The sequence below is a fragment of the Nocardioides sp. Z22_16 genome (genome assembly GCF_058134365.1).
This window is the reverse complement of sequence record NZ_JBYTTI010000002.1, coordinates 467,202-493,367: the sequence shown is the minus strand read 5'-3', so window position 1 is coordinate 493,367 and position 26,166 is coordinate 467,202. Positions and strand designations below refer to the sequence as shown.

Sequence of the window (26,166 nt, the reverse complement as noted above, 5' to 3'; positions counted from 1 at the left end):
CCGGGCGGCGGCCCTAGGCCTGCCCGTCCAGGCCCTCCGCGGCGGGGCCCTCGTCGGTGCCCAGGGTCTGGGTCGACTCGGCCCGGGCGCCCGAGGGGTCGTCGGTCCGCTCGGCGGACTCCTGCAGGATCACCCGGGCCTGGCCGTCGGGGTCCTCGCTGCCCGCCGCCTGCTCCTCGGGGAGCAGCTCGGCGCGCTGGTCCACGCTCTCCTGGTCGACGTCGGCGGTGCGGTCCTGGGGGGTCTGGTCACTCATGCACCCCCTGTACCTTGCGCGCTGCGCCCACAAACCCTTGTCGGGACCTCCGATTCGCTTGCGGGCACCCTCCGGCTACGTGAGACTCACGTCACACACGATCCCTGGAGGAGCTTCCCGATGACCGACGTCCTTGCCGAGCGAGACCGCATCCAGCAGCAGGTGGAGGGACGCACCCTCATCGACTCGCTGGCCGACACCGCCGCGAAGTACGCCGACGAGCCGGCCTACTCCGACCGCAACCGGGTCGAGGAGGGCTGGCGGACCCTCTCCTGGCAGGAGACCAGGGAGCTCGCGCTCGACGTCGCGGCCGGGCTGGCCGCCTTCGGCGTCGGCCCCGGCGACCCGGTGGCCGTGATGGCCAGCAACCGGATCGAGCACGTGGTCGCCGACATGGGAGCGGTGCACGCCGCCGCGGTGCCGATGTCGATCTACAACACCCTCTCCCCGGAGCAGGTCTCCTACGTCGCCGGGCACTCCGGCGCCCGCCTCGCGATCCTGGAGACCGCGGACCACCTGGCCCGGTGGCAGCAGGCGCTGGACGCCGACGGGGAGATCCGGGTGGTGCTGATCGACGCCGAGCCGCCGGCCGGCGAGCGCTACAGCACCTGGGACCAGCTGGTGGAGGCCGGCCGCGCGCGCCGGCAGGAGGAGCCCGACGAGCTGGAGCGGCGCCACGACGCCCTGACCCCGGCCAGCCCCGCCACCATCCTCTACACCTCCGGCACCACCGGGAACCCCAAGGGCGTGGTGCTCACCCACCACAACGTCCAGTTCGAGGCCGCCAGCACCCTGGAGGCCGCGGGCCTCCTCGACCAGCGCCAGACCCAGGTGAGCTACCTCCCCCTCGCGCACATCGCCGAGCGGATCCTGGGCGTCTACGGCCCCCAGATGCAGGGCAGCCACCAGTACTGCATCGCCGACCCGTCCCTCCTGCTCGCCACGCTCGGCGAGGTGCACCCGACGGCGTTCTTCGGGGTGCCCCGGGTCTGGGAGAAGATCCAGACCGGCATCTCCGCCAAGCTGGCCTCCGACCCCGACCCCGACAACGTCAGGCTGGTCCAGGAGTCGATGGCGGCGGGTCTGGCCTGGGTCGAGGCCCAAGAGGTCGGCGGCACGATGACCCCCGAGATCGAGGAGGCCTACGCGAAGGCCGAGGAGGCCATCCTGGGCTTCCTCAAGCTGCTCCTGGGACTGGACCAGGTCCGCTGGGCCGGGTCGGCGTCGGCCCCCATGCCGGTGGAGACCACCCGGTTCATGGCCGGGCTCGGCCTGAAGGTCTACGACGTCTACGGCATGACCGAGACCTGTGGCGCGGTGACCGCCAACGGGCCCGGCGGCTTCCGGATGGGCACGGTCGGCCGGGCCACCCCCGGCATGGAGGTGAAGCTGGGCGAGGACGGCGAGGTGCTGGTCCGCGGGCCGGTCAACACCCCCGGCTACCACATGCAGGAGGACGCCACCCGCGCGCTGATCGACCCCGACGGGTGGCTGCACACCGGTGACATCGGGACCATCGACGAGGACGGGTTCGTCTCCATCGTGGACCGCAAGAAGGAGCTGATCATCACCTCGCAGGGCAAGAACATCGCGCCCTCCAACATCGAGAACTACCTCAAGGAGTCGCCGATCGTCGGCCACGCGATGGCGATCGGCGACGGCCGCCCGTACGTGGTCGCGGTGATGACCCTGGACGGCGAGGTGGCCCCGGTGGTCGCGGAGCGCCTGGGGATCGAGTTCACCGACCTCGCCGACCTCGCGGCCAAGCCGGAGATCCGGGCGATGGCGCAGGCGGCGGTGGACAGCGCCAACGAGCGGCTCTCCCGCCCCGAGCAGGTGAAGGCCTTCGAGCTGCTCGGCACCGAGTGGACCGCCGAGTCCGAGGAGCTCACCCCGACCCTCAAGCTCAAGCGGCGGGTGGTCAACCGCAAGTACTCCGACCTCGTGGACCGCCTCTACGGCTGAGCAGGACCACCCCGGGCACCGGGCTGTAGTAAATCGAGTGATTTACTGCGGTCCGGTGTTCCGCGTCCAGGAGAACGAGAAGGAGAGTCACCACGTGCAGGAGAACCAGGCGCAGGCGCCCACCTACGCCGTGATCGGCGCCGGTCCCAGCGGGCTGGCCGCAGCGCGCACCCTGCAGCGCCGCGGACTGCCCTGGTCCGGCTACGAGCAGGCCGGCGGCGTGGGGGGCCTGTGGGACATCGACGCGGAGCACAGCACCGTCTACGAGTCCGCCCACCTGATCTCCTCCAAGACCACCACCGAGTTCTCCGAGTTCCCGATGGCGGACTCGGTGGCCGACTACCCGAGCCACCGCGAGCTGCTCGCCTACTTCAACGCCTTCACCGACCACTTCGGGCTGCGCGAGGGCTTCCGGTTCCGGACCAGGGTGACCCGGGTCGAGCCCGACGGCGACCAGTGGCTGGTGACCAGCACCGGCCCCCACGGCGACCGCACCGAGCGGCACGCCGGCGTCCTGGTGGCCAACGGAACCCTGAGCGAGCCGGCCGTGCCGACCTTCCGCGGCAGCTTCGACGGCGAGATGCTCCACACCAGCGCCTACAAGCGGGCCCAGGTCTTCACCGGCAAGCGGGTCCTGGTGATCGGGGCCGGCAACTCCGGCTGCGACATCGCCGTGGACGCCGTGCACCACGCCGCCTCGGTCGACCTGAGCGTGCGACGCGGCTACTACTTCGTGCCCAAGTACCTCTTCGGCCGCCCCTCCGACACCCTCAACCAGGGCAAGCCCCTGCCGCCGCGGATCAAGCAGGCGATCGACACCCGGGTGCTGAAGGCGTTCACCGGCGACCCGGTGCGGTTCGGCCTGCCCAAGCCCGACTACAAGATCTACGAGTCCCACCCCGTGGTCAACTCGCTCGTCCTGCACCACCTGGGCCACGGCGACATCACGGTGCGTCCGGACATCGAGTCGCTGGACGGCGACGGCGTGCGCTTCGTGGACGGCCGGCGCGAGGCGTACGACCTGGTGGTGCTGGCCACCGGCTACCGCCTGCACTACCCGTTCCTGGACCCCGCACTGCTCGACTGGGCGGGCCCGGGCAGCGGCACCTCGCCGGACCTGCACCTCAACATCTTCGCCCGCTCGGCACCCGGCCTCTTCGTGCTCGGCATGGTCGAGGCCTCCGGGCTGGGGTGGCAGGGGCGCTACGAGCAGGCCGACCTGGTCGCCTCCTACCTCGCCGCCCGCCACCGCGCCCCGGAGCTGGCGGCCGGCTTCGAGCGCGAGCAGGTCCACGGCCCGCCCCCGGACCTCACGGGTGGCTACAGGTACCTCGGCCTGGAGCGGATGAGCTACTACGTCAACAAGGACGCCTACCGCACGGCGGTCCGCGAGGCCCTCGCGAGCCTCCAGCAGAAGGAGCACGCCCGGTGATCGCCCAGCTCGCCCCGCTCGTCGCGGACGTCGACAGCGTCAGGATCGCCTTCGAGGAAGGCTCGCTGACCACCCTGAAGATCGTCATCGGGGCGATCCTCTTCGGCATCGCGCTGGACACCAGGCTCGACGACTTCAAGCTGGCGGCCCGGCGCCCCGGCACCATCGCGATCGGCGTGGTGGCGCAGTTCCTGCTGCTGCCGGCGCTGACCTTCGGGCTCACCCTGCTGCTCGACGTCCGGGGATCCGTCGCGCTCGGCATGATCCTGGTGGCCTGCTGCCCACCCGGCAACGTCTCCAACATCCTCACCCACCGGGCCCGCGGCGACGTGGCGCTCTCGGTCTCGATGACCGCGGTGGGCAACCTGCTGGCGATCTTCGCGATGCCGCTCAACGTGGCGTTCTGGGGTGCCCTGCACCCCACCGGCAAGGCGCTCCTGGAGGAGATCGAGCTCTCCGCGTGGGACATGCTGGCCGAGATCGGGCTGGTCATCGGCCTACCGTTCGCGGCCGGCATCGCGATCGCCCGACTGTGGCCGGTCGTCGCCGCGAAGGCGGGCAAGGTGGTGGGGCCGGTCGCCTTCCTGGGCCTGGGCGCGGTGATCGTGGTCGGCGTCGCCAACAACTGGTCGATCTTCGTCGACCACATCGGCGTGGTGGTGATCGCGGTCTTCCTCCACGACGCGCTCGCCCTGCTGCTCGGCTACGGCATCGCCAGGGCCACCCGGCTGCCCGACGCCAGCACCCGGGCGATGACCTTCGAGGTCGGCATCCGCAACGCCGGACTCGGCCTGCTGCTCGTCGTCACCTACTTCGACGGGCTGGGCGGCATGGCCCTGGTCGCGGCCTGGTGGGGCATCTGGGACATCATCGCCGGGCTCGCCGTGGCCCAGTGGTGGCGCTCGCGGTCGACGGCGCCACGGAGCCAGGAGGCAGCGGTATGAGCACCATCCTGGTCACCGGGGGCAGCGGCTTCCTCGGCACCTCGGTGGTCCGCGGCCTGGGCGAGGCCGGCCACCGGGTCCTCAGCGCCGACCTGCGCCCGCCCCAGCGGCCCGCTCCCGGCGTCGAGCACCTGGTCATGGACGTCACCGACCCGGGCGCCGTCGAGGCCGTCTTCGCCGGTCGCGACGTGGAGGTGGTGGTCCACCTGGCCTCGATCGTCACTCCCGGCAAGGACAGCTCGCGCGAGCTGGAGTACGCCGTCGACGTCACCGGCACCCAGCAGGTGCTGGAGGCCTGCCTGGCGCACGGCGTCCGCCGGGTCGTGGTCTCCTCCTCCGGGGCCGCCTACGGCTACCACCCGGACAACGGCGCCGCCCACGGTGGCTGGCTCACCGAGGACGACCCGGTGCGCGGCAACGAGGAGTTCGCCTACAGCCACCACAAGCGACTCGTCGAGGAGATGCTCGCCCGGCTGCGGGTCAGCGACCCGCAGCTGGAGCAGGTGGTGCTGCGGATCGGCACGATCCTGGGGCAGCGGGTCGACAACCAGATCACCGCCCTCTTCGAGAGGAAGCGGCTGCTGAAGATCCGCGGCGCCGCCTCCCCGTTCGTCTTCGTCTGGGACTCCGACGTGGTCGGCGCGATCGAGCTGGCCGCGACCGGGGAGGTGACCGGCATCTTCAACGTCGCCGGCGACGGCGCGATGACGGTCGACGACATCGCCGCCGCGCTGGGCAAGGGCACGCTGGCGATCCCCGAGCCGGTGCTGCGCGCCGCCCTCACGGTGGGCAGACGGCTCGGTGTCACGGCCTACGGACCGGAGCAGACCGTCTTCCTGGCCCACCGCCCGGTCCTCGACAACACCCGGCTCAAGGAGGGGCTGGGCTACCGGCCGGCCTACACCAGCGCGCAGGCCTTCGAGGCCTGGCGGGCGGCCCGCGGGCTGTAGACCCGGAGCACGCCACGACGCTACCCCCGATGCGGTATCTGCGACTCCCGGGGAAAACCCCGATGCGCGTCAGGGGTCGCCGGTGCTCCACTGGAGGGATGAACCGTCAGATCGCCGGCCGGCTGACCGGCCCCGTCACCAAGTGGCTCGTGGTGGCCCTGTGGCTCGGCATCACCGTGGGCTCCTCGGTCTTCGCCGCCAAGCTGGTCGACGAGCAGAACAACGAGGCGAGCTCGTGGCTGCCCGACAGCGCCGAGTCGACCCGCGCCCTGACGAGGCTCCAGGCCTTCCAGGACCCGGACGCGATCCCCACCGTGGTGGTCTACTCCCGGGCGGAAGGCCTCACCGCCCAGGACGTCGCCGCGGCCACCGCGGACGCGGAGGAGCTCGCCGGGCTCGACGGCGTGGTGGGCGAGGTGGTCGGCCCCCTCCCCTCCACCGACGGCGAGGCCATGCAGACGCTCGTGACCTTCGACCTCGGGTCCGAGGGCTGGAACCGGATGCCGGACGTGGCCGACGAGCTGCGTTCGATCGCCGACCTGGAGGGGGTGGACGTCTACGTCGCGGGACCCGGTGGGCAGGCGGCCGACTCCGCGGAGGCCTTCGGCGGGATCGACACCACCCTGCTCTTCTCGACGCTCACGGTCGTGGTCGTCATCCTGCTGCTCACCTACCGCAGCCCGGTGCTCTGGATCCTGCCGATCGTCTGCGCCGGGGTGGCGCTCTTCGGCTCCCAGGCCCTGATCTACTTCCTGGCCAGGTACGCCGACCTCACCGTCAACGGACAGAGCTACGCCATCCTCACCATCCTGGTGATCGGCGCCGGGACCGACTACGCGCTCCTCCTCGTCGCGCGCTACCGGGAGGAGCTGCGCCGTCACGAGGACCGGCACGAGGCGATGGCGTACGCCCTGCACCGCGCGGCACCGGCGATCCTGGCCAGCGCCGCGACCGTGATCCTGGGCATGCTGTGCCTGCTGCTCGCCCAGATGAACTCCACCGCCGGGCTCGGCCCCGTCGCCGCCATCGGCATCGCGGTCACCTTGGTGGTCCAGGTGACGCTGCTCCCGGCCCTGCTCGTGGTCTGCGGGCGCTGGGTCTTCTGGCCCCGGAGGCCGACCTACGACTCCGCCGAGGCGACGACGTCGGGGATCTGGGCGCGGGTGGGGCGGGCCATCGCCCCGCGTCCGCGCGCGGTCTGGACGGTCACCGCCGCGCTCCTCGGCATCGCCTGCCTCGGCCTGTTCAGGCTGGACACGGGCGGGCTCTCCACCGAGGAGTCCTACACCCAGGAGTTCAGCTCGATCACCGGTCAGCAGGAGCTCGAGGAGCACGGGCTCATCGACCGGTCCAACACCGTCCAGGTGGTGGCGAACGCCGAGCAGGGGGCGGCGGTGCGCCAGGCGATGTCGGGGATCGAGGGGCTGGAGACCCCCTCCGAGCCGGTCGTCCAGGGGGACGTCGCGTTCGTGGAGGCGGTCGTCCCGCACGACGTCGCCTCCCCGGAGGCGTTCGCGGCCGTGGAGGACGTGCGGGCCGCGACCCATGCCGTTCCCGGCGCCGACGCCCTGGTGGGTGGCGGCTCCGCCTTCCTGCTGGACACCAGGGATGCCTCGAGCCGGGACAACGTGGTGATCATCCCGACCATCCTGCTGGTGGTCTTCCTGATCCTCGTGGTGCTGCTCCGGGCCCTCGTCTCCCCGCTGATCCTGGTGGGGACGGTCGTCCTCTCCTTCGGCGCCGCCCTGGGCATCTCGGCGCTCGTCTTCGAGTACGTCCTGGGATTCGCGGGCTCCGACCCGTCGTTCCCGCTCTTCGCGTTCGTCTTCCTCGTCGCCCTCGGCATCGACTACAACATCTTCCTGATGACCCGGGTGCGCGAGGAGACCCAGACCCTGGGCACCCGGGCGGGCTCGCTGGTCGCGCTCAGCTCGACCGGCGGCGTGATCACCTCCGCCGGGCTGGTGCTGGCCGCCACGTTCGCGGTTCTCGGCACGATCCCGGTGGTCTTCCTGGCCGAGCTCGGGCTGGCGGTGGCCCTCGGCGTCATCCTCGACACCATGGTGGTCCGCTCGGTGCTGGTGACCGCGATCAACCTGGACCTGGGTGACCGGATCTGGTGGCCCGGTTCGCCCGCGCCGGCCCAGGTCAGCGCAGGGCCAGCTCCTCGCACCGACGCATGAGCTCGGGCGGGCACACCTGGTCGAGGTCGTAGACGCCGTCCCGGACCACGGTGGGCGCGATGGTCGCGCCCGTCACCGGCAGCGGCTCGAGGAGGAAGGACGGGACCCCCTCGTACTCCACGGCGCCGGTCACCTCCGAGCCCGACAGCAGGCTGACGGACAGGTCGGCGGCCTGCCTGGCCAGGGCCGGGATCGGCTTGTAGACCGTCATCCCCTGCTCCCCGGCGACCAACCGGTGGACTGCGTCGAGCTGTCCGTCCTGGCCGGTGAGGAAGGGGCCGCTGCCCCGGAGGTCCAGCTCGCTCAGGGCGGCGGCCACCCCGCCGGCCTGGGTGTCGTTGGCTGCCACCACCGCGTCGATCCCCCGCATCCGACGCCCCCTCGAGGCGATGAACTCGCTCGCCTCCTCGGCGCTCCAGGTGAGCGGGGAGAGCTCGTCGACCACCCGGACCCTGGCCTTGTCGAAGACCTCCCCCACCGCGCGCCGGATCGCCGCGGCGTTGGAGTCGCCCTGACCGCCGTTGACCACGAGGACCTCGGCCCGGCGTCCGACGGCGTCCACCACCGCCTCGGCCATCTGGGTGCCGATCACGGCCGGGTCGACCGAGACGAACCAGTCCGCCCCCGCCACGTAGCGGTCGTAGGCGACCACCTCCACGTCGCCCGCCTCCAGCACCATCCGCTCGCCGGACTCGGAGTCGACCGCGTTGAGCACGATGACGTCCGCCCCCGCCTCCAGGGCCTCCGCGAGCTGGGCCTCCTGGCGGGCGGGGTCCTGGTCGGCGTTGTAGGTCAGGTAGTCGCACCCCCGGCACGTCTCCTCGACCCGGGCGCGGAAGACCGGCTCGTCGATCTCCTCCCAGCGCTCCGCCTGGGTGGAGGCCAGCAGCAGCGCGACCACCGCACGGTCGGGCTTCACGCAGGCCGAGAGCGCCGTCGCGAGGACGAGGCAGAGGGCGAGCGCGATCCCGCGCCGGGGAGTGGTCACGGGAACGGCAGGAAGGGGTCGTCCTGCGGGCACTTCCCCGCGGTCTTGAGGTCCCTGCTGTAGGCGGCGGCGCTCCACCGGGTCACCTCGGCGGCAGCGGGCGCGCCGTCGCCCGTGGGGAAGACCGCGACGATCCGGTCGCCGTCCACCTCCGGCGCGGTCTCCACCACGGTCTTCTGGTACTTCCCGGCGAGCAGCTCCAGGCTCTGCTCGTCCAGCTCACCGTCGTAGTAGCGCAGGCTGAGCTGGGCCAGGGTCTCCTCGTCGTCGGCCAGCAGCACGGAGTAGTGGAAGCCGTCCCGCGAGGGCACGGGGAAGCCCTCCCAGGTCACGGTGAAGGCGTCCTCGCCCACCGCCACCGTGGCGCGGCCGGGCGAGGAGCCCTCGAGCTCGCAGGTGACCTCGGTCGCCTCCTTCGCGTCGTCCTCCGACGTCTGCGACGAGGCGCTGCACCCGGCGGCGAGCACCGCCGTCACGAGCGCCGCCCCCACGGCACGACTCCTCATGCGTCCCCCTCCGTCACGAGTCACTCCCACTCGATGGTGCCCGGCGGCTTCGACGTGATGTCGACCGTGACCCGGTTGACCTCGGCGACCTCGTTGGTGATCCGGGTCGAGATCCGCTCCAGCACGTCGTAGGGCAGCCTGGCCCAGTCCGCGGTCATCGCATCCTCCGACGTCACCGGGCGCAGCACCACGGGGTGGCCGTAGGTGCGACCGTCCCCCTGCACGCCGACGGAGCGGACGTCGGCCAGGAGCACCACCGGCATCTGCCAGATGTCACGGTCGAGCCCGGCACGGGTGAGCTCCTCCCGGGCGATGGCGTCCGCCTCGCGGAGCAGCTCCAGCCGCTCCCGGGTCACCTCGCCGATGATCCGGATCCCCAGACCTGGCCCGGGGAAGGGCTGGCGCCAGACGATCTCGGCCGGCAGGCCGAGCTGCTCCCCGACCAGGCGGACCTCGTCCTTGAAGAGGGTGCGCAGCGGCTCGATGAGCTCGAACTCGAGGTCGTCGGGGAGACCGCCCACGTTGTGGTGGGACTTGATGTTGGAGGTTCCGGCGCCCCCACCGGACTCGACCACGTCGGGATAGAGCGTGCCCTGGACCAGGAAGGCCACCTTGGCGCCCGAGTCGACGGCGCTCTGCTCGATCTTGCCGGCGAGCACCTCGGCCTCGGCCGCCTCGAAGACCCGGATGAACTCGCGCCCGATGATCTTGCGCTTCTCCTCCGGGTCGGTGACCCCGGCCAGCGCGGAGATGAACCGCTCCTCGGCGTCGACCACGTGGAGCTTGACCCCGGTGGCGGCGACGAAGTCGCGCTCCACCTGCTCGGCCTCGCCCTTGCGCAGCAGCCCGTGGTCGACGAAGACGCAGTCGAGCCGGTCGCCGATCGCGCGCTGGACCAGCGCCGCGGCGACGGCGGAGTCGACGCCCCCCGACAGGCCGCAGATGGCGCGGCCGGACTCCCCGACCTGCTCGCGGATCCGCTCGATCTGCTCCTCGACGATGTTGACCATCGTCCAGGTGGGGCGGCAGCCGGCGATCTGGTGGAGGAAGTGCTCGAGCACCTTCTGGCCGTGCTCTGAGTGGAGCACCTCCGGGTGCCACTGGACGCCGGCGAGCCGGCGCTCGGTGTCCTCGAAGGCCGCGACCGGGGTGACGTCGGTCGAGGCCAGCACGGTGAAGCCGTCCGGGGCGGCCTGCACCGAGTCTCCGTGCGACATCCAGACGTTGTGCTGGACCGGGATCTCCGCGAGGAGGGTGCCGGGCTCGACCACCTGGACCGGCGTCCGGCCGTACTCCCGGGCGCCGGTGTGGGCCACCTCCCCCCCGAGACCGCTGGCCATCAGCTGGAAGCCGTAGCACATGCCGAAGGTCGGGACCCCCGCGTCGAAGAGGGAGGGGTCCAGGCCGGGCGCACCGTCGGCGTAGACGCTGGACGGGCCGCCGGAGAGGATGATGGCGGCGGGCTTGCGGGCCAGCATCTCCGAGACCGGCATGGTGTGCGGCACGATCTCGGAGTACACCCGCGCCTCGCGCACCCGACGCGCGATCAGCTGGGCGTACTGTGCCCCGAAGTCGACCACCAGGACCAGGTCGTGCTCAGCGGGCGCAGTCATGCTCGCACTCTATCGAGGCGACCGAGCCCGCACATGCACCAGGGCCCGACCGGGGAGGGAGTGGTCGAGCCCTGATCGTCCACGTACCTGGAGAGGACCTGGACGTCGACCCGGCGTCATGGGAGGGAGTGCCGGGCCTGCACTTGATGACAACGATGCCCTACCGCTCCAAGTTCCGCGCGCGCTTTGCGACTATTTCCCGACGACCGTCTGGCGGGACGCGCCCGTCACCTGGACGATCGGCAGCCGCAGCGCGGCGGGCGCGGTCTGCGGCACCGCGGGGTTGCGCGGCCGGACCGGCTGGACCGGGCGGTAGCCCTCGCCCAGCGCGGGCCGGGGGTCCGCCTCGCCCTTGTTGGGCCACAGCGCCATCGCACGCTCGGCCTGGGCGGTGATGGTCAGCGAGGGGTTGACGCCGAGGTTGGCCGAGATGGCCGACCCGTCCACGACGTGCAGCCCCGGGTGCCCGTAGAGCCGCTGGTAGGGGTCGATCACCCCGGTCTCCGGGGAGTCGCCGATGGTGCAGCCCCCGATGAAGTGCGCGGTCAGCGGCCTCTCGAAGGGCTCGCCGATGTTGCCGCCCGGCGTCCCCCCGATCTCCTCCGCCATCCGGCGGGCCGCCTCGTAGGCCTGGGGGATGTAGGTCGGGTTCGGCTCGCCGTGCCCCTGCCTGCTCGACATCCGCCAGCCGAAGGGCGTGCGCACCCGGACGGTGGTGATCGAGTTGTCCAGGGTCTGCATCACCAGCGCGATCACCGAGCGCTCCGACCAGTGCTTGAAGTCGTAGAGGTCGAGGGCGTTGGCCCGCTCCCGCCACACCTCCCGCAGCCAGATCCCGATCCGGGACCGCCCGGGCACCGGATCGGCCAGCACCGTCTGCAGCAGCGCCATCACGTTGCTGCCCTTGCCGTAGCGCACCGGCTCGATGTGGGTGTGCTCGTCGGGGTGGAAGGAGGAGGTGATGGCCACGCCCTGGCTGTAGTCGGTGGCCAGGTCGGGCGCGAGCGCCCCGAGGATCGCCTCGGAGTTGGTCCGCGCCAGCACGCCCAGCCGGTCCGAGACGTGCGGCAGGTCACCCTCGCCCTTCAGCTTGTGCAGCAGCTTCTGGGTGCCCAGCGCGGCGGCGGAGAAGACGACCTGGTCGCAGGTGAACTCCTTGACCGCGGTGCGGCGCGACAGCTTGGCCTTGGTCCACCGCGCCTGCACGGTGTAGCCGCCCCCCGGGCGCGGCCGCACCCGCGTCACGGTGGTCAGGGGGTGGACCACCGCGCCGAGCCGCTCGGCCAGGTGGAGGTAGTTCTTGACCAGGGTGTTCTTGGCGTTGTGACGGCACCCCGTCATGCACTCACCGCACCCGAGGCAGGTGGTGCGGGCCGGGCCGGCTCCCCCGAAGTAGGGGTCCTCGACCGTCTCGCCGGGCGCCTGGCCCGGACCGCCGAAGAAGACGCCGACCGGCGTGGGGTGGAAGGTCTCCCCCACGCCCATCTTCTCGGCCACCCGCTGCATCACGGCGTCCGACGGGGTGCGCAGCGGGTTCTCCACCACGCCCAGCATCCGCTTGGCCTGGTCGTAGTACGGCGCCAGCTCGGCCCGCCAGTCGGTGATGTGCGCCCACGACGGGTCGCGGTAGAACGCGTCGAGCGGCTCGTAGAGCGTGTTGGCGTAGACCAGGGAGCCGCCACCCACGCCCGCCCCGGCGAGGATCAGGCAGTCCTTGAGCAGGTCGATGCGCTGGATGCCGTAGAGCCCGGCGCCGGGCATGAAGAGGTAGCGCTTGAGGTCGAAGGAGGTCGGGGCGAAGTCGGCGTCGGCGAACCGGGCGCCGGCCTCCAGCACGCCGACGCGGTAGCCCTTCTCCGAGAGTCTCAGCGCGCTGACCGAGCCCCCGAACCCGGACCCGATGACCAGGACGTCGTAGTGGGTGGGGGTCCTGGGGCGACTGCGCCCCATCAGGCGCGGCCGAGCCGGTTGAGCAGCCGCAGGCTGACGGTCATCATCCGGGCGTAGGCCTCCTCCGACATCCCCGCCGGCGGACGGATCGGCAGCCCGCGCTGGGTGCCGACGGACTGGGTCTCGGTGTAGCGCAGGATCCCCTCGGCCCCCTGCCGCCTGCCGAGACCCGACTCCCGCATGCCGCCCATCGGCGCGCCCACCGTGCCGAAGGCGGCACCGTACGGCTCGTTCACGTTGACGGTGCCGCAGCGCAGGTGCCGGGCGATCTCGCGCCCCCGCGCGCCGTCGGCGGTGTAGACCGAGGCGTTGAGCCCGTAGCTGCCCTGGTTGGCCCGGGAGACGGCGTCCGCCTCGTCGTGGAAGCGGTAGAGGGAGACGACGGGACCGAAGGTCTCGGTGCCGAAGCAGGCCATGTCGGGGGTGACGCCCTCCAGCACGGTCGGCTCGTAGTAGTGGGGGCCGAGATCGGGACGGGCCCTCCCCCCGGTCAGCACCCGCGCCCCCTTGGCGACGGCGTCCTCGACGTGGGCGGTGACCGCCTCGAGCTGGCGGGCACTGATCAGCGTCCCCATGTCCACCTCCCAGTCGGTGCTGGCCCCGAGGGCCAGCGCCTCGGTGCGCGCCACGAACCGGTCGACGAACCGGTCGTAGACCTGGTCGGCGACGTACATCCGCTCCATCGAGATGCAGAGCTGACCGGAGTTGGAGAAGGCGCCCCGGACCGCACCGTCGGCGGCGCGCTCCACCTGGGCGTCACGCAGCACCAGCATCGGGTTCTTGCCGCCCAGCTCGAGGGAGCAGCCGATCAGCCGCTCCGCGCACTGCCGCGCAATCACCTTGCCGGTCGCGGTGGAGCCGGTGAAGCAGAGGTAGTCGACGCCGGCGATCAGCGGGGTGCCGACCTCGGCACCCTGGCCGGCCACGACCTGCCAGAGACCGACCGGGAACCCCGCGGCCTCGAGCAGCTCGAGGCCGAGCAGGGCCGTCAGCGTGGTCTGCGCGTCGGGCTTGGCGACCACCGCGTTGCCGGCCATCAGAGCCGGGAGGCCGTCGCACAGGGCCAGGGTGAAGGGGTAGTTCCACGGCGAGATGATGCCGACGACGCCCTTCGGGATCCGGTTGACGTCGACCCGGGTCAGCACCGGGAACATGCCGGGGACCCGCCGTGTGGAGAGGTGGGAGGCGCCGGTGCGGGCGTAGTAGCGCGCCGTCATCGCCACGTGGGCGACCTCGAGGAAGGCGTCCTTGCGGGCCTTGCCCGACTCCAGGCAGATGAGCTCGGTGATCTCGTCCTGCCGGTCGAGCACGAGGTCGTGGAGACGCAGCAGCATCCGCGCCCGCTCGGCGAGCGGGGTGCGTGACCACGACTCCTGGGCCCGTCGCGCCCGGGCGACCGCCCGCTCGACGTCCTCGGGGCTGCTCTGCGGCAGGTGGGCGAGCGGCGCGTCGTCCAGCGGGGACCGCACCTCGTGCGTCTGCGACCCCGAGGCGGCGACCCGCGCCGTCAGGCGGGCGACGTAGTCGGGCTCCAGGGCCCAGCTGGCGCTCGGGTCGTGCTCGGGGTCGCGGGGGCCGTCGGTGAGCGGGCCACGGGAGGAGCTGGCAGTCATGTCCTGAGCGTATGTGACCCAGGTCTCCGCTGCTACCCCGCAGTAGTCAGCTCAGTCCGGCGGGGCGGTCACGATCTCGGGCGCCCGCACCCGGGCCTCGTCGGCCTCCTGGTCGGTGGCCATCAGCTGGCTCTGTCGCTCCGCCTCCACCCGGCGCAGGTAGTGGTCGACCTCCGAGTCGGTCGCCGCCGCGTCCCAGCCCAGCTCCCCGGCCATCAGCTCCGCCGCCTCGCGCGCCACGAGCACGCCGCGGTCGAAGGTCTCGATGGAGATCCGGGTGCGCCGGGTGAGCACGTCGTCGAGGTGCCGCGCACCCTCGTGGGTCACCGCGTAGACCACCTCGGCGGCCAGGTAGCCGGGCGCCTGGCCCAGCGGCCGGCCGAGCTCGGGACGCTGCTCGACCAGGGCCAGCACCTCGTCGACCAGTCCCCCGTAACGACCGAGCAGGTGGTCGACCCGACCCACGTCCAGGCCCGAGGCCCTGGCCAGGGCGACCCGCTGGTTGGTCCGCGTCTCGAAGCCGTACGCCCCCACCAGCGGCACCCGGTCGGTGATGCTCGGCAGCACCCCGTCGACACCCTCGAAGGCGACGTCGACCGCGTCCTTGCCCATCACCCGGTAGGTGGTCAGCTTGCCGCCGGCGATCAGCACCAGACCGGGGACCGGGCAGATCGTGGTGTGCTCGCGCGAGAGCTTGGTCGTCTCGGCCTCGGCGCCGACCTTGCGCAGCGGCTTGAGGAGCGGGCGCAGGCCGGCGTAGACCCCCACCACGTCCTCGAGGTCCAACGGCACCTTGAGCAGCCGGTTGATGTGCTCGAGCAGGTAGGTGATGTCGGTGCGGCTCGCCGCCGGGTGCGCCAGGTCCAGGTCCCACGGCGTGTCGGTGGTGCCGATGATCCAGTAGGCGCCCCAGGGGATGACGAAGAGCACGGACTTCTCGGTCTTGGTGATGAAGCCGCACTCCGACCGGATCCGGTCCTTGGGCACCACGACGTGGATGCCCTTGGAGGCGTCCACGTCGAGCGAGCCCTCGCCGCCCATCATCTCCTGGATCTGGTCGGTCCACACGCCCGCGGCGTTGATCACCCGCTTGGCCCGGACCTCCAGGTCGACGCCGTTCTCCAGGTCCCGCGCCGTCACGCCGACCACCCGGTCCCCCTCGCGCAGGAAGCCGGTCACCTTGGTGCGGGTGGCCACGTGGGCGCCGTTGTTGGCCGCGGTCCGTGCCACGGTCATCACCAGCCGGGCGTCGTCGACCTGGCAGTCGTAGTAGCGGATCGCGCCGTGCAGGTCGTCGGTCCTGATGTCGGGGGCCATCCGGGCGAGCTGCTTGCGGAAGAGGTGCTTGTGCTTGGGCACTCCCATGTCGTACTTGCCGGCCATCGCCATGCCGTCGTAGAGCGCCACCCCGGCGCCCACGTAGGGCCGCTCCCACGCGTGTCGCAGCGGGTAGAGGAAGGGCACCGGGCGAACCAGGTGGGGGGCGAGCCGGGTCAGCAGCAGGCCCCGCTCCTCCAGGGCCTCCCGGACCAGGGCGAAGTCGAGCATCTCCAGGTAGCGCAAGCCGCCGTGCACCAGCTTGCTGCTGCGGCTGCTCGTCCCGCTGGCCAGGTCGCGCTGCTCGATCAGAGCGGTGCTCAGCCCCCGGGTCACCGCGTCGAGGGCGGCGCCGACCCCGACGATGCCGCCGCCGACCACCAGGACGTCGAGCTCCCCGGACTGCATCGCCTCGAGAGCGGCGGCCCGCGAGGCGGGGTTCAGGGCGATCGGCGTCGTCATGTCTCGATTCTGCCCGATGGCTGGTGCCGGGCCGTCCTAGCCGAGGACGACCTCGACCCGCTGGAACTCCTTGAGCTCGGTGTAGCCGGTGGTCGCCATCGACCGCTTGAGCGCGCCGATCAGGTTCATCGTGCCGTCGGCCACGTGCGAGGGACCGAAGAGGATCTCCTCCAGCGTCCCGACGGGCTCGAACCCGACCCGCTGGCCGCGCGGGAGCTCGGCGTGGTGCGCCTCGGTGCCCCAGTGGAACCCGCGGCCCGGTGCGTCGGAGGCACGGGCCAGCGGCGAGCCGATCATCACCGCGTCGGCGCCGCAGGCGATCGCCTTGGCCACGTCGCCGGAACGGCCGATCGACCCGTCGGCGATGACGTGCACGTAGCGCCCGCCCGACTCGTCGAGGTAGTCGCGGCGCGCCGCGGCGACGTCGGCCACCGCGCTGGCCATCGGGACGGCGATCCCCAGCACGGTGCGGGTGGTGTGCGCCGCGCCCCCGCCGAAGCCCACCAGCACCCCGGCGGCGCCGGTGCGCATCAGGTGCAGCGCGGCCTGGTAGGTGGCGCAGCCCCCCACCACGACCGGCACGTCGAGCTCGTAGATGAACTCCTTGAGGTTGAGCGGCTCGGCCTGGCTGGAGACGTGCTCGGCCGAGACGGTGGTGCCCCGGATGACGAACATGTCGACGCCGGCGTCGACCACCGTCTTGGCGAACTCCTTGGTGCGCTGCGGGGAGAGCGAGCCGGCCACCGTCACCCCCGCGTCACGCATCTGGTGGAGGCGGGCGCTGATCAGCTCGGCCTTCACCGGCTCGGCGTAGATCTCCTGCATGCGCGCGGTCGCGTCCACGCCCCGCAGGGAGGAGACCTCCTCCAGCAGCGGCGAGGGGTCCTCGTAGCGGGTCCAGAGCCCCTCGAGGTTGAGCACCCCCAGACCACCGAGGCGCCCGAAGGCGATCGCCGTCTCCGGCGACATCACCGAGTCCATGGGGGCCGCGAGCACCGGCAGGTCGAAGCGGTAGGCGTCGATCTGCCAGGCCACGCTCACCTCCTCGGGGTCGCGGGTGCGACGCGACGGGACGATGGCCACGTCGTCGAAGGCGTAGGCGCGCCGGGCGCGCTTGTTCTTGCCGATCTCGATCTCGGTCACGGGGTGCAGCCTTTCACGAGCAGGTCACGGGTGTGCACGGGCACGCGAGCGGCCTCAGAGACCGGAGTAGTTCGGCGCCTCGACGGTCATCTGGACGCCGTGCGGGTGGCTCTCCTTGAGCGAGGCCGAGGTGATCCGGACGAACCGGCCCCGCTCCTGCAGCTCCGGCACGGTACGGGCCCCGACGTAGAACATGGACTGGTTGAGGCCGCCGATCAGCTGGTGGGCGACGGCGCCGAGCGGGCCGCGGTAGGCCACCTGACCCTCGATCCCCTCCGGGACGATCTGGTCGTCGCTGGTCACCTCGGCCTGGAAGTAGCGGTCCTTGGAGTAGGACTTCTTGCCCCGGCTCGACATCGCCCCCAGCGAGCCCATCCCGCGGTAGGACTTGAACTGCTTGCCGTTGACGAAGACCAGGTCGCCCGGCGACTCCTCGCACCCGGCGAGCAGGGAGCCCAGCATCACCGAGTCGGCGCCGGCGACCAGGGCCTTGGCGATCTCGCCGGAGTGCTTCATGCCGCCGTCGGCGATCACCGGGACGCCCGCGGGCTTGGCCGCCAGCGACGCCTCGTAGATGGCGGTGACCTGCGGGACACCGACCCCGGTGACCACCCGGGTGGTGCAGATCGAGCCGGGACCGACCCCGACCTTGACCGCGTCGGCCCCCGCGTCGACGAACGCCTGCGCGCCCTCGCGGGTGGCGACGTTGCCGCCGATCACCTGCACGTGGCGGGTGGCCGGGTCGGCCTTGAGCCTGCGGACCATGTCGAGGAGCAGGTGCACGTGGCCGTGGGCGGTGTCGGCGACCAGGACGTCCACGCCGGCCTCGACCAGGGTGGTGGCACGCTGCCAGGCGTCGCCGAAGTAGCCGATCGCGGCGCCCACGAGCAGGCGCCCGTCGGCGTCCTTGGAGGCGCGGGGGAACTGCTCGGACTTCACGAAGTCCTTGACCGTGATCAGCCCGGCCAGGCGGCCGTCGGCGTCGATGAGCGGCAGGCGCTCGCGCTTGTGCTGGCGCAGCAGCGCGGTGGCGTCCTCCCGTGAGATGCCCACCTCGCCGGTGACCAGCGGCATGTGGGTCATCACCTCGTCGACCTTGGTGGTGGCCCACTCGGCGAGGGGGGTGAAGCGCAGGTCGCGGTTGGTGATGATGCCGAGCAGGCGCTGGTCGGCGTCGACGACCGGGAGCCCGGAGACCCGGTACTCCCCGCAGATGCGGTCCAGCTCCTCCAGGGTCGCGTCGGGCCCGATCACCACGGGGTTGGAGATGATGCCGGTCTGGGTGCGCTTCACCAGGTCGACCTGGTAGGCCTGGTCCTCGATCGAGAGGTTGCGGTGCAGGACGCCCATGCCGCCCTCACGAGCCATCGCGATCGCCATCCGCGACTCGGTCACGGTGTCCATGGCCGCGCTCAGCAGGGGGACCCGCAACGAGATCTCGCGGGTCAGCCGGGTCGTGGTGTCGATCTCGTCGGGGGCGAGGTCGGACTCCCCCGGCAGCAGCAGCACGTCGTCGTAGGTGAGGCCGAGGCTGGCGAACTTCTCAGGGATCTCCACCTCTCCATCCTACTTTGACCGGCACAGGACCCGAGCACCATGCTGGCCTCCGACCGCACACGCACGAGGGGGGACATGCCGCAGCTGCAGCACCACCGCTGGGTCATCGGTGCGTCCGCCCTCGTCGTCCTCGTCCTGCGGCTCCTCGGCATCGGCCAACCCCCGGGCGCGGACGAGGCCGGATTCATGCTGGTCGCCCGCAGCTGGGACCCCCAGCCCGACTCGCTCTACGGCCACTACTTCGTGGACCGCCCACCCTTCCTGATCCTGGTCTTCCGGCTCCTGGGCGCCGTCGACGGCACCACCGCCGTCCGTCTGGTGGGGGCACTCGGCTGCGCGCTCGTGGTGCTGCTCGCGGCCGGCGCCGCCCGGACCATCGCCGGGGGGAGGGCCCCGGTCTGGGTGGCGGTCTGCACCGCGGCCATCCTGGCCAACCCGCTGATCGACCCGGTCGACGTCAAGGGCGAGGTGCTCGGGATACCGCTGCTGATGGCGAGCTGCTGGCTCACCCTGGTGGCGCTGCGGCGCGAGGCGACCCGCAGCGCGTGGGTGCTGGCCCTGCTGGCCGGAGTGACCGGCTCGCTGGCCGCGGGGCTCAAGCAGAGCCTGCTCGGGTCCCTGGTCTTCGCGGCGGTCCTGCTCGTCGCCTCGTGGGCCAGCGGCCGGCTCAGCGGAGCCTCGTTCGCGCGGCTCGCCGCCGCCGGGCTGGTCGGCGCGGCCGTCCAGCCCGTCGCCACGGTGCTCTGGGCCCTCTGGGCCGGGGTGGAGCTCGACACGCTGGCCTACGCGGTCATCGGGTTCCGCGCGGACGCCAGCGCGGTCCTGGACGCGCGCCCCTCCGCCGCCAACCAGCTGCGGGCGGTGGGGCTGGTCGCGGTGGCGATCCTCTCCGGGGTGGCGCCGGTCCTCGGCCTCTTCGCCGCCCGGCTCCCCCGGCTGCTGCGTGCCCATCCCGCCCTGACCGCGGCGATCGCCGCGATGGTCTCCTACGAGCTCTACGTCATCGTCGCCAGCGGGAGCTTCTGGCGCGACTACCTCTTCGCGCTCGTCCCGGCGACCGCGCTCGCTCTCGCGGCGCTCTGCGGCACCCTGGAGCGGGGGGCGATGCTCGTGCCCCTCCCGGTCATCGGGATCGCACTGTCGTCCCTGGTCTGCGTGACGGCCTGGCTGGTCGTCGACCCCGCGTGGATGGGGAGCACCGGGGAGGACGACACGGGCTCCGCCGTGGCGGAGGTCGCCGAGCCCGGGGACACGCTGACCGTCTTCGGCGGGCGCGCGGACGTGCAAGCCGCCAGCGGCCTCCCCTCGCCGTACCAGCACATGTGGAGCCTCCCGATGCGCACCCTGGACCCCGACTACGAGGAGCTCATCTCGCTGGTGGAGGGCCCCGACGCCCCGACCTGGCTGGTCGAGGTGGCGCCGTTCGAGGTCTGGAACCCCGAGGCCGGTCACCGCCTGCGCGCCGCGGTGGAGAGCCGGTACGACGCCACGGTGCCGGAGTGCGGGATGGCCAAGCGGATCTGGCACCTCAAGACCGCGGACCGGGCAGCGCCCCGGCCCCGCTGCTGAGGGCTCAGCTCCGGCCCTCGGCCTCCTGGGCCCGGCGCAGCACGGCGGCCTCGTCGGCCGCCTCCGGCATCCAGGTCGCGGGGAGCACGTCGAAGCCGGCCGCCCGGGAGGCCGCGACGACCTCGGGGTCGTCGTCGACGTGCACGACGACCTCCGCCCCCGTGGCGATCCGCCGCAGCTCGTCGACCTTCATCAGCCGCGCCGGCCGCCGGTCCCGGTTCCCGCGCAGCAGCAGCTCGCCGGGAGGCAGCTCGTGGCGGCGGAACCACTCCTCGGTGTCGCGCCGGCACTGCTCCGGGCGGCCGGAGAGGTAGACGATGTCGTAGACCTCGGCCAGCCGGCGGACCACCTCCAGACCCTCGGCGAGCGGCGGGTCGTGCCGGGCGGCGGCGAAGAAGGCGCCCCAGTCCTTGGGCGAGGAGGTCACGTGACGCAGCCGGTGACGCACGTCGGCGAGCACCCCGTCGATGTCGACGACCGCGACCTGGCGCCTCTGCACGCCCACACCGTACGCGGGTCCGGGAAAGGCAGCGGCCCGCCGCCCCCTCAGGGGCGGCGGGCCGCTGCGTGTGGCGAGGCGTCGCTCAGTGGCCGTGGCCGTGGCCGGCGGCCGGGGCGTCGTCCTCGTCCGCGGGCTTCTCCACGATCAGCGTCTCGGTCGTCAGCAGCATGCCGGCGATCGAGGTCGCGTTGACCAGGGCCGAGCGGGTGACCTTGACCGGGTCGAGCACGCCCTGGGCGACCAGGTCGCCGTACTCCTCGGTGGCGGCGTTGTAGCCGTTGCCCACCCCGAGCTCGCGGACCTTGGTGGTGACGACGTAGCCGTTGACCCCACCGTTCTCGGCGATCCAGCGCAGCGGCTCGTCGGCGGAGCGGCGCACGATGCGCACGCCCATCGCCTCGTCGCCGGTCAGGCCGAGGTTGTCGTCGAGCACGGAGACTGCGTGCACCAGGGCGGAGCCGCCGCCGGCGACGATGCCCTCCTCGATCGCGGCGCGCGTCGCGGAGACGGCGTCCTCGATCCGGTGCTTCTTCTCCTTGAGCTCCACCTCGGTGTGTGCGCCGACCTTGATGACGCAGACGCCGCCGGCCAGCTTCGCGAGACGCTCCTGGAGCTTCTCCCGGTCCCAGTCGGAGTCGGTGTTCTCGATCTCGGCCTTGATCTGGTTGACCCGGCCCTCGACCTCGGCGCTGTCACCGGCGCCGTCGACGATGGTGGTCTCGTCCTTGGTGACCACGACCCGGCGGGCCTGGCCCAGGACCTCGAGGCCGACCTGGTCGAGCTTGAGGCCGACCTCGGCAGCGACGACCTGACCGCCGGTCAGGGTCGCGATGTCCTGCATCATCGCCTTGCGGCGGTCGCCGAAGGCAGGGCTCTTGACGGCCACCGCGTTGAACGTGCCGCGGATCTTGTTGACCACCAGGGTGGAGAGCGCCTCGCCCTCGACGTCCTCGGCGAGGATGAAGAGCGGCTTGCCGGTCGCGATGACCTTCTCCAGCAGGGGGAGCAGCTCGGCGACCGAGGAGATCTTGCCCTGCACCATGAGGATGTAGGGGTCGTCCAGGACGGCCTCCATCCGCTCGGGGTCGGAGACGAAGTAGGCCGAGATGTAGCCCTTGTCGAACTGCATCCCCTCGGTGAACTCCAGCTCGGTGCCCATGGTGTTGGACTCCTCGACGGTGATCACGCCGTCCTTGCCGACCTTGTCGAACGCCTCGGCCAGCAGCTCGCCGATGTGCGCGTCGCGGCTGGAGATGGTGGCCACCGAGGCCATGTCCTCCTTGGACTCCACCTCGCGGGCGGCCTCGCGCAGCGCGTCGCCGACGGCCGCGGCGGCGGCGTCCATGCCGCGCTTGAGACCCATCGGGTTGGCGCCGGCCGCGACGGCGCGCAGGCCCTCGTGGACCATCGCCTGGGCGAGGACGGTCGCGGTGGTGGTGCCGTCACCGGCGATGTCGTTCGTCTTGGTGGCGACCTCCTTGGTGAGCTGGGCGCCGAGGTTCTCGAACGGGTCGTCGAGCTCGATCTCGCGGGCGACGGTGACACCGTCGTTCGTGATGGTGGGGGCGCCCCACTTCTTGTCCAGGACGACGTAGCGCCCCTTCGGGCCGAGCGTCACCTTGACGGTGTTGGCGAGCGCGTCGACTCCGCGCTCGAGGGCGCGACGAGCATTCTCGTCGAACTCCAGGATCTTGGGCATGTGGATCTCCTCAAATGGACGGACCCGGACGCCCGGCCGACCGGCACAGGTGCACGGCGGGCCGGGGCGTCCGGGACCGGGGAACGATCAGGAAACGATGGCCAGCACGTCGCGGCCGGAGAGGATCAGGTACTCGCCACCGGAGTACTTCACCTCGGTACCGCCGTACTTGCTGTAGATGACCTTGTCGCCCACGGAGATGTCCATGGGAATGCGCTCGGTGCCACCCTCGCCGAAGCGACCCGGACCCACGGCCACGACCTCGCCCTCCTGGGGCTTCTCCTTGGCGGTGTCCGGGATGACCAGGCCAGAGGCCGTGGTCTGCTCGGCGTCGAGCGGCTTGACGACGATGCGGTCCTCGAGGGGCTTGATGTTGACCGACACAGTGTCGACCTCCACTTTCTCCACGTAGCGTGCGCCCGCGGGGCGCGGACTGTCTGGGTTCTCGCGGCTGGCCAGCGCCGTCGCGGGGATCACGAGCCGGACACGAGTGCTGGCACCCTCGGGGCGAGAGTGCCAATGGAAACGTTAGCACTCCCACTGATCGAGTGCCAGACTGGTCCCCTCCTGCCACTATGGCGTCCGTGGACCTGGAGACCTTTCGCTGGCTGCTCACCGAGGACGGCCAGCGGCTGCTGGAGCTGGCCACCCACGCCTACGCCGACGCCGAGGGCGACCCCCTGCGCGCCGCGGCCGCCGTACGCCGGGTGCAGCACGACCCGGACCGGGCCGCGGCCGCACTGACCACCGTCCACCTGCGGGTGCGGGCGGTGCCCAAGTTCGGCGAGGACGCGGTCTCGATGTACTTCACCCCCGACGCGCTCGAGCAGTCGACCCGGCGCCGGGTCGCCGACCACCGGGCGGCCCGGCTCGCCGCGGCGGCTCCCTCGTCGGTCGTCGACCTGGGCTGCGGGATCGGCGGCGACCTGGCCGCCTTCTCGCGCGCGGGCCTGGTCAGCGCCGGGGTGGACCTCGACCCGGTCCGGGTCGCCATGGCGGAGGCCAACCTGGCAGCCCTGGGCCTCTCCGGCGCGGTGATGGCCACCGACGCCACCACCCTCGACCTCGGCACCTTCGGCGCGGTCTTCGCCGATCCCGCACGCCGGGGGGCACGCGGCCGCGTCTTCGACCAGGACGGATGGACCCCGCCCTGGTCGTTCGTCGCCGAGCTGCTCACCGGCGGGCGGGCTGCGAGCGCCGTGGTGAAGGTGGCGCCGGGCATCCCGCACGACCTGGTCCCCGAGGGCGTGGAGGCGGAGTGGGTCAGCGACGAGGGCGAGGTCAAGGAGGCCGCGCTCTGGTCGTCGTCCCTGGCCACCACCCGGCGCCGGGCGACGGTGATCTCGCGGGGCGGCCTCGCCTCCCTGACCGCCGAGGACGACCCCTACGACGGGCTGGAGCGCCCGGTCCGCCCCCTGGGCCAGCACCTCTACGAGCCCGACGGTGCGGTGATCCGGGCCGGCCTGGTCACCGCGGTGGCCGCCGGGGTCGACGGGGGCCTGCTCGACCCCCACATCGCCTACGTCACCTCGGACAAGTCCTTCCGGAGCCCCTTCATGCGCGCCTACTACGTCATCGACGAGCTGCCCTTCCGGGAGAAGCAGCTGCGCGCCGCCCTGGTCGAGCGCAACGTGGGGCCCCTGACGATCAAGAAGCGGGGCGTCGAGGTGGTCCCCGAGCAGCTGCGCAAGCGGCTCGCCCTCACCGGCGACGAGGAGGCGACGGTGGTGCTGACCCGGGTCGACGGCGTCGGCCGGGCCCTGCTGGTCCGCCCCTTCTGAACCGGCGCCGCCGCTCAGCAGCCGCGGCGCTGCGAGCCCGGGACGCGGACCGGGAGGCGTCCGGGAGCCGGGCGCCGGCCGGCCAGCACGTCGGCCACCGCCCGCATCGCCAGCGGGGTGTCGCCGTAGGCCGCCACCCTCACCCGCGAACGGGCCCGGGCCAGCACCCAGGGCGCGTCGACCGCGACCGTGACGGCGGCAGGGAGGGCCTGGCCGCCCGGGCGCAGGAAGGCGACCCGGGCGCCTCGCGGCACCACCCGGAGCCCGGCCGCCCGGGCGACGGGCACGAAGGCCCGGACCGCTGCCCGGTCGCCCACCGGCGTGACCCGTCGCCCCACCAGCCGCCCTCGACACGGACCCGCGGTCACCGTCACCGCGGCGCGGGACCAGGCGAGCGCGGCGGCACGGGCCGATCCGGGGGGCGCCCCGGTGGCACTGCGATGGTGCAGCAGGAGGGCGATCTGCCGGGCCGCCGCCTGCTCGAGGCGGGCTCGCGGCAGGACACCCCGGCGCACCGCCCGGACGATGCCGGCGTGGGCACGCTCCACGTGTGCCGGCATCAGCAGGACGTCGCTGCCGGCACGCAGGGCCTGCACCGCGGCCCGCTCGGGCGAGTAGGAGCCGGTGACGGCGCCCATGCTCAAGGAGTCGGTGACCACCAGGCCCTCGAAGCCGAGCTGCTCACGCAGCAGCCCCTGCACGACGCGGCGCGACAGCGACGCGGGGACCCCGGGGTCCACCGCCCGCACGTCGAGATGACCCGTCATCACCGCCGGGGCGCCGGCCCGGACCGCGTCGGCGAAGGGTCGCAGGTCGGTGCGGTGCAGCGCCGCGCGACCACGGGTCTGCCGAGGCAGGGTCAGGTGGCTGTCGGCCCGCACGGAGCCGTGGCCGGGGAAGTGCTTGAGCGTCGCCACCAGCCCGGCGTCCCCCAGCCCGCGGACCGCGGCCGACGCGTGGACCCCCACCTGCGCGGGAGAGGACGAAGCCGCCCGCGCGCCGATGGCCGGGTCGTCGAGGCCGAGGGTGACGTCGGCGACCGGAGCGAAGTTGGCGGTGAACCCCAGGGCCCGCAGCTCACGGCCGCTCGCCGCGGCGACCGCCCTGGTCAGCGCGGGCCGGCGGGCCGCGCCGGCCGTCATGAAGGTCGGCAGCCGCGTCACGCCACGCTCGAGCCGGGCCACCACTCCGCCCTCCTGGTCGATCCCGAGCAGGAGCGGCCACTCCCGGTCGGCGGCCCGGCGCAGCACCCGGTTGACGCGTCGCACCTGCGCCGGTGACACGACGTTGTCGGTGAACCAGATGAACCCTCCGAGGTGGAGGCGGCGCAGCGCCCGGGTCGGCGCTCGGACCCCCGCCCAGGGCGCCACCATCACCTGGCCGGCCAGCTCGGGGACCGTCAGTCCTGCCGCCAGGGTCGCCGCCCGCTCCAGCTCCGGGGCCGTAGGTCCCCAGCCCTCGACCAGGCCGAGGGCCTGGGCGGCCGACCGCGCGGGGCCGGCGGCCGGGACCTTGGCCTCGGAGCCGGCGACCGTGGCCCGGGTCGGGGAGGTCTCCTCGCCGGGACTGCCGGAGCCACAGGCGGCGAGCGTCATGACGACGAGGACGACCACGACCCGACGCAGGAGCCTCGACACGGGGAGGGAGGCTCGCATGCGGAGGGAGTCTAGGGGCCCCCGCCCACCCGGAGAGCGAAGCCGTCCACACACACACGAAGGCCGGCCCGTCCCCGAGGG

At 72.5% G+C, this 26,166-nt stretch carries 20 protein-coding genes; 7 read left to right on the top strand and 13 right to left on the bottom strand.

The features are described from left to right. Positions 1-13: 13 nt before the first annotated feature. Entirely contained in the window at positions 14-256 is a 243-nt protein-coding gene (locus AC3X7R_RS06640) for a hypothetical protein (protein ID WP_489964782.1), read from the bottom strand. A 120-nt stretch (positions 257-376) separates the two neighbouring features. On the opposite strand from AC3X7R_RS06640, the gene AC3X7R_RS06635 reads away from it, so the two are divergent. From AC3X7R_RS06635 to AC3X7R_RS06615, 5 genes are all read left to right on the top strand, one after another. Further along, on the top strand, positions 377-2,221 hold the full coding sequence (locus AC3X7R_RS06635) for an AMP-dependent synthetase/ligase (RefSeq protein WP_489964781.1): 1,845 nt from the start codon (positions 377-379) through the stop codon (positions 2,219-2,221). A 55-nt stretch (positions 2,222-2,276) separates the two neighbouring features. Beyond that, complete coding sequence (locus AC3X7R_RS06630) at positions 2,277-3,653, top strand: flavin-containing monooxygenase (RefSeq protein WP_489964780.1); 1,377 nt, start codon at positions 2,277-2,279, stop codon at positions 3,651-3,653. After that, the gene (locus tag AC3X7R_RS06625; protein WP_489964779.1) at positions 3,650-4,597 is read left to right on the top strand and encodes a bile acid:sodium symporter family protein; all 948 of its coding nucleotides are present in this window, start codon (positions 3,650-3,652) and stop codon (positions 4,595-4,597) included. The genes AC3X7R_RS06630 and AC3X7R_RS06625 overlap by 4 nt, the downstream gene beginning before the upstream one ends. Beyond that, a complete protein-coding gene (locus AC3X7R_RS06620; protein ID WP_489964778.1) occupies positions 4,594-5,547 on the top strand; it encodes an SDR family oxidoreductase in 954 nt (317 codons plus the stop codon). Before AC3X7R_RS06625 ends, AC3X7R_RS06620 begins: the two co-directional genes overlap by 4 nt. Before the next feature lie 98 nt (positions 5,548-5,645). Further along, positions 5,646-7,730 (top strand): MMPL family transporter, encoded by a 2,085-nt coding sequence (locus AC3X7R_RS06615; protein ID WP_489964777.1) that lies wholly within the window; start codon positions 5,646-5,648, stop codon positions 7,728-7,730. Here the strand turns inward: AC3X7R_RS06615 and AC3X7R_RS06610 are convergent. The 8 genes from AC3X7R_RS06610 to guaB all read right to left on the bottom strand — a co-directional run bounded on the left by AC3X7R_RS06610 (position 7,696) and on the right by guaB (position 18,879). Beyond that, entirely contained in the window at positions 7,696-8,718 is a 1,023-nt protein-coding gene (locus tag AC3X7R_RS06610; RefSeq protein WP_489964776.1) for a substrate-binding domain-containing protein, read from the bottom strand. The two genes, AC3X7R_RS06615 and AC3X7R_RS06610, sit on opposite strands and share 35 nt — an antisense overlap. Beyond that, positions 8,715-9,224 (bottom strand): hypothetical protein, encoded by a 510-nt coding sequence (locus AC3X7R_RS06605; protein WP_489964775.1) that lies wholly within the window; start codon positions 9,222-9,224, stop codon positions 8,715-8,717. Before AC3X7R_RS06605 ends, AC3X7R_RS06610 begins: the two co-directional genes overlap by 4 nt. Before the next feature lie 20 nt (positions 9,225-9,244). After that, positions 9,245-10,837 carry a glutamine-hydrolyzing GMP synthase gene (gene guaA / locus AC3X7R_RS06600; RefSeq protein ID WP_489964774.1) on the bottom strand — a complete coding sequence of 531 codons (1,593 nt, stop codon included), beginning with the start codon at positions 10,835-10,837 and terminating at the stop codon, positions 9,245-9,247. Positions 10,838-11,029: 192 nt separating this feature from the next. Then, complete coding sequence (locus AC3X7R_RS06595; RefSeq protein ID WP_489964773.1) at positions 11,030-12,787, bottom strand: GMC oxidoreductase; 1,758 nt, start codon at positions 12,785-12,787, stop codon at positions 11,030-11,032. Next, positions 12,787-14,400, bottom strand: coding sequence for a succinic semialdehyde dehydrogenase (locus AC3X7R_RS06590; protein ID WP_489964772.1), 1,614 nt, complete (start codon positions 14,398-14,400; stop codon positions 12,787-12,789). The genes AC3X7R_RS06595 and AC3X7R_RS06590 overlap by 1 nt, the downstream gene beginning before the upstream one ends. A 51-nt stretch (positions 14,401-14,451) precedes the next feature. Further along, positions 14,452-16,179: a glycerol-3-phosphate dehydrogenase/oxidase gene (locus tag AC3X7R_RS06585; protein ID WP_489964771.1), complete on the bottom strand. Its 1,728-nt coding sequence runs from the start codon at positions 16,177-16,179 to the stop codon at positions 14,452-14,454. Between the two features lie 36 nt (positions 16,180-16,215). Then, positions 16,216-17,322, bottom strand: a complete 1,107-nt coding sequence (locus AC3X7R_RS06580; protein ID WP_489964770.1) for a GuaB3 family IMP dehydrogenase-related protein — start codon at positions 17,320-17,322, stop codon at positions 16,216-16,218. 54 nt (positions 17,323-17,376) lie between these two features. Continuing rightward, positions 17,377-18,879, bottom strand: coding sequence for an IMP dehydrogenase (gene guaB / locus AC3X7R_RS06575; RefSeq protein ID WP_489964769.1), 1,503 nt, complete (start codon positions 18,877-18,879; stop codon positions 17,377-17,379). A 75-nt stretch (positions 18,880-18,954) separates the two neighbouring features. Between guaB and AC3X7R_RS06570 the strand changes: the two genes are divergently transcribed. Beyond that, on the top strand, positions 18,955-20,448 hold the full coding sequence (locus AC3X7R_RS06570; protein ID WP_489964768.1) for a hypothetical protein: 1,494 nt from the start codon (positions 18,955-18,957) through the stop codon (positions 20,446-20,448). Between the two features lie 4 nt (positions 20,449-20,452). Here the strand turns inward: AC3X7R_RS06570 and AC3X7R_RS06565 are convergent, their stop codons facing one another. The 3 genes from AC3X7R_RS06565 to groES form a co-directional block, all read right to left on the bottom strand. Then, positions 20,453-20,947, bottom strand: coding sequence for a phosphatase domain-containing protein (locus AC3X7R_RS06565; RefSeq protein WP_489964767.1), 495 nt, complete (start codon positions 20,945-20,947; stop codon positions 20,453-20,455). 85 nt (positions 20,948-21,032) lie between these two features. Beyond that, a complete protein-coding gene (gene groL / locus AC3X7R_RS06560; RefSeq protein WP_489964766.1) occupies positions 21,033-22,649 on the bottom strand; it encodes a chaperonin GroEL in 1,617 nt (538 codons plus the stop codon). A gap of 87 nt (positions 22,650-22,736) precedes the next feature. Further along, positions 22,737-23,033: a co-chaperone GroES gene (gene groES / locus AC3X7R_RS06555; protein WP_489965135.1), complete on the bottom strand. Its 297-nt coding sequence runs from the start codon at positions 23,031-23,033 to the stop codon at positions 22,737-22,739. Between the two features lie 200 nt (positions 23,034-23,233). Here groES and AC3X7R_RS06550 point away from each other — a divergent pair, with 200 nt between their 5' ends. Further along, positions 23,234-24,430, top strand: coding sequence for a class I SAM-dependent methyltransferase (locus AC3X7R_RS06550; RefSeq protein ID WP_489964765.1), 1,197 nt, complete (start codon positions 23,234-23,236; stop codon positions 24,428-24,430). Positions 24,431-24,444: 14 nt separating this feature from the next. Here the strand turns inward: AC3X7R_RS06550 and AC3X7R_RS06545 are convergent, their stop codons facing one another. Next, positions 24,445-26,085 carry a glycoside hydrolase family 3 protein gene (locus AC3X7R_RS06545; protein WP_489964764.1) on the bottom strand — a complete coding sequence of 547 codons (1,641 nt, stop codon included), beginning with the start codon at positions 26,083-26,085 and terminating at the stop codon, positions 24,445-24,447. Positions 26,086-26,166 lie beyond the last annotated feature (81 nt).